Source organism: Rhizomicrobium sp. (genome assembly GCF_056722145.1).
In genome coordinates this window covers 1-3,011 of sequence record NZ_JBWZET010000383.1, presented here as the reverse complement: position 1 = coordinate 3,011, position 3,011 = coordinate 1, and the positions used below count along the sequence as shown (strand labels likewise).

The following is a 3,011-nucleotide window of genomic DNA, read 5'->3' as shown; positions in this document are numbered from 1 at the left end:
GCTTCCAGATCATGGCATTCGCGCACCTGCGCAACGAAACTGTCGGCCCACTTGGCGGCGGTGTCGTCGCGCGGCGTCGGGGCCACGTCGCGGGCGGTCTTGACCGGCGCGGGTTCGGCGAAGTCCTGCACTTCCTCCGGCACGTACATGCCGCTGGTCGCCATCGGCAGCACTGTGCGCACGCCTTCGGAAACCACGCGGCTGCGCAGCATGTTGCGCGGGAACTTCTTCCACATATCCTTGGTGCCCAGCCCGGCGGCTTGCGCGCGCTTCATATCCCAATCGATGCGGACAACGCCGCCAGCCGGATGCGAGAACGTCGCGTCGGCGCGGGTGTCGTTCAGTTCGTGCCATTCGATCTTTCCGCCCGCCGCGACAAAATCGCGTTGCATGGCCTCGGCCTTTTTCGCGGGCCTGCCCTGGATGATATCATAGTCACGCGCGGCAAGCGCCGGGTGCCGACCCTCGGCATGGGCGATCAGGCAAAGCGCCAGCGCCTGCTCCTGCGTCTTGACCCCGAACAGGCCGGAACCTGCGAACGCGCGGGCCATAAGCGCCATGTCGTTGAACGAGAATTGCACAACCGGCGCGGGTGCGGTTTGCGGCTGAATGATAGCTAGTTCACCCATTTTCATTTCCTTTCCTACTTGTTACGCGCCGTCACCACGTCGGATGCCGGGATAAGTGTCAGCCAGTTCGGCAGGCTTTCAACGCCTGCGAATGCCTCGTTAATCTTCGCCTTGTCGGGCTTGGTTTCTAGGCGGCACAGTTCCAGCGGGACCGCTTCTGCGTCCACGACCTCGATCCGGGGCTTGCCGTCGCGCACCGAATACGTGGCCTCGGCCAGTTCGATCTTGTGCAGCTTCCCCGCGCGCAAGAATTGGCCGATGGCGGCTTTCGTCGCGGCAACGCGGGTTGTCAGCCGCGCCTTACGTTCGGCCAGTTCTGCCTGCCGTGCGGCGATGCCGACGATCAGTTCCGCGTCGCCTGCGATATGCTGGTGCAGCTTGGCGATGATCTCGAAAAGGTCGGTCTCGCCCGCCAGCATGTCGGCGAACAAGGCTTCATCGTCGCCGCACAGCGCCGCCATGTGGTCGGCAATGCGGGCGACCTCGGCAATGGCAATCGCGTTGTTCATGCCTTCCTCCATTTCCGCCACCACGGCGCGCGCGGGGCTGTGTGTTCCTTTAGCCATACGCTCGTCGGCACCGCGCTAACCGGCGGCTGCGCGGACGTGGCGCGGCGGTCGTCGCTGATACGCGCGGCGGTCATGCCATCGCCCCCAGCAACGCCGCGCCCATCATGAAGCCGAGCACGATCAGCAGTGCGTCGAGGGGCTTCATGCCGTCACCTCGACGGCATGGCGGGCCTTCATGGTAGCCAACGCGGCCTGCATTGCATCGCCAGCAGTCGCACCACTGCCAAAGCAACACGACAAACCGGTTGCCGTGGAATTGTCCTTCCAATGCAGGGTGGCACCGAACTTGTATTCGGGTCCGGCTGGATCAGCGTTAATGTTGACCGCAGCGCAGTAAACATCGTTCCATGAGAGAACGTCGATCAGAAACTTGTCCATCAGTGGGCCTCCGCTTCGTCTCGGGTGATGTAAAAGTGCAAACCGCCCGCACATTCCTGCGTGTAGTCGTCGCACCAGTTCGGTGCCGTCAGGCGCTCGCCCGCGCGGTATTCCGTCTTGCCGTCATGTTCGGAAATGCCGGCTTCCGCGCCGATCACTTCGAGCACGTCAACGAAATGCGCGCGGCACTTGCGCCCCCATGCATGGCTGCGCGGACTGTCCTCGGGGATGCGCAATTTGACGATCACGTCATTGCGGCATTTCTTCCAACCGATGATCGCACCATCGGGTAGGATGCGGGTGCGGGCGACGGCCAATTCAGAGCCTTTGGCCCCCGACAGGTCGGCCCCCGACAGGTAGGCCCCCGACAGGTTGGCCCCCGACAGGTTGGCCCCCGACAGGTAGGCCCGCGACAGGTTGGCCCGCGACAGGTAGGCCCGCGACAGGTAGGCCTTATTCTTTATCGCCCATTTGACGGCGAGGCCCAGCTTTACGCTGCGATATTCGCTTTCCGCGCAGTCGATCTCGGCGGTGAAAGCAATCTCGCCGGTAAAGCGGTTTATAACTTCGAATTTCATCTCAAATCCTCCAAAGCCGAAGCAGCATTTTCCGGTCGATCCCGATGGCCTCGAATGCTTGGCGCATGTCGTCGCGTGCTTCGAGCGCGGCCAGTTCGGCGGCGTGCAGTTCGCGCTCGGGCTTAAGTGCGTCCACGTTCGCGTAGTTGGCGCTGGCCTGCTCGGTCAGTGTCACGGCGGTGTGGATGGCCTCGCGCAGATCGGTCAGCAGCATCTCGGGGCGCGTGATGGCGGGCGCTATCCGGGCAGCTTCGAAGCTGGCGGCGAGGCACGCGGCGCGGGTGCGGGCGGGACTCATGCCGCTTCGTCCTGTGCGCAGTCATAGCGCCAATCGGCCTCGTCACAGGCCCTATCGTAGGCGCTGGGCGTCTCCGGATTCACCGCAGCATCAAGCTGGTCATACGCGGCGTCGAACGCATCGCTGACCGGCGCAATCGCGTCGGACCATGCGTCGAAGCACGGACCCAGGTTCCCGCCGAACACGTCGGTCAAGAACGAAAGCGCCTGCTCCGGGCTAAGACGCTCGAATGCGGCGCGGGCGGTGGTGAGGGTGGTGGTGATCATCACGCGGCCTCCTCGTCAAGCACTTCAATCGTGCAGAGGAGTGCCCCGGTTACGACCGCAGCGGCGCATTCCAGCGCGCTCGGGAAGCTATCGACGTAATCGCGGCCCAGCGCGACGATCAACGCATCCTCAAGCGTCCATTCCGGGCGGAAGTACACGCGGTTGCAGTATTCACGCCCGCAATCGAGAATGTCCTCGATCGCAGGGCGGCGGAGAACCGCCTGCATCAAGCCGTCGATCTGTTCGAATTGGTGAAGGGTGATCTGCATGTGCCGTCTCCTGTTCGTGGAGAC

General features: G+C 63.5%; 7 protein-coding genes. All 7 read right to left on the bottom strand.

The window, feature by feature from the left end:
* The coding region (locus AC1P6P_RS20245; protein WP_481404256.1) for a hypothetical protein at positions 1–551 on the bottom strand (551 nt) is incomplete at its 3' end.
* Between the two features lie 92 nt (positions 552–643).
* The gene (locus AC1P6P_RS20240; RefSeq protein WP_481404255.1) at positions 644–1,138 is read right to left on the bottom strand and encodes a siphovirus Gp157 family protein; all 495 of its coding nucleotides are present in this window, start codon (positions 1,136–1,138) and stop codon (positions 644–646) included.
* Between the two features lie 201 nt (positions 1,139–1,339).
* Entirely contained in the window at positions 1,340–1,576 is a 237-nt protein-coding gene (locus AC1P6P_RS20235; RefSeq protein ID WP_481404254.1) for a hypothetical protein, read from the bottom strand.
* Positions 1,576–2,154, bottom strand: coding sequence for a DUF5758 domain-containing protein (locus AC1P6P_RS20230; protein ID WP_481404253.1), 579 nt, complete (start codon positions 2,152–2,154; stop codon positions 1,576–1,578). Before AC1P6P_RS20230 ends, AC1P6P_RS20235 begins: the two co-directional genes overlap by 1 nt.
* A gap of 1 nt (position 2,155) precedes the next feature.
* Positions 2,156–2,452: a hypothetical protein gene (locus tag AC1P6P_RS20225; protein ID WP_481404252.1), complete on the bottom strand. Its 297-nt coding sequence runs from the start codon at positions 2,450–2,452 to the stop codon at positions 2,156–2,158.
* Positions 2,449–2,718 (bottom strand): hypothetical protein, encoded by a 270-nt coding sequence (locus AC1P6P_RS20220; RefSeq protein WP_481404251.1) that lies wholly within the window; start codon positions 2,716–2,718, stop codon positions 2,449–2,451. Before AC1P6P_RS20220 ends, AC1P6P_RS20225 begins: the two co-directional genes overlap by 4 nt.
* Positions 2,718–2,987: a hypothetical protein gene (locus AC1P6P_RS20215; RefSeq protein WP_481404250.1), complete on the bottom strand. Its 270-nt coding sequence runs from the start codon at positions 2,985–2,987 to the stop codon at positions 2,718–2,720. The genes AC1P6P_RS20220 and AC1P6P_RS20215 overlap by 1 nt, the downstream gene beginning before the upstream one ends.
* Positions 2,988–3,011: the final 24 nt, after the last annotated feature.

Bases quoted from the DNA above. Each gene is read 5' to 3' on its own strand.
- AC1P6P_RS20240 (WP_481404255.1), bottom strand. From the start codon at position 1,138: ATGAACAACGCGATTGCCATTGCCGAGGTCGCCCGCATTGCCGACCAC.
- AC1P6P_RS20235 (WP_481404254.1), bottom strand. From the start codon at position 1,576: ATGGACAAGTTTCTGATCGACGTTCTCTCATGGAACGATGTTTACTGC.
- AC1P6P_RS20230 (WP_481404253.1), bottom strand. From the start codon at position 2,154: ATGAAATTCGAAGTTATAAACCGCTTTACCGGCGAGATTGCTTTCACC.
- AC1P6P_RS20225 (WP_481404252.1), bottom strand. From the start codon at position 2,452: ATGAGTCCCGCCCGCACCCGCGCCGCGTGCCTCGCCGCCAGCTTCGAA.
- AC1P6P_RS20220 (WP_481404251.1), bottom strand. From the start codon at position 2,718: ATGATCACCACCACCCTCACCACCGCCCGCGCCGCATTCGAGCGTCTT.
- AC1P6P_RS20215 (WP_481404250.1), bottom strand. From the start codon at position 2,987: ATGCAGATCACCCTTCACCAATTCGAACAGATCGACGGCTTGATGCAG.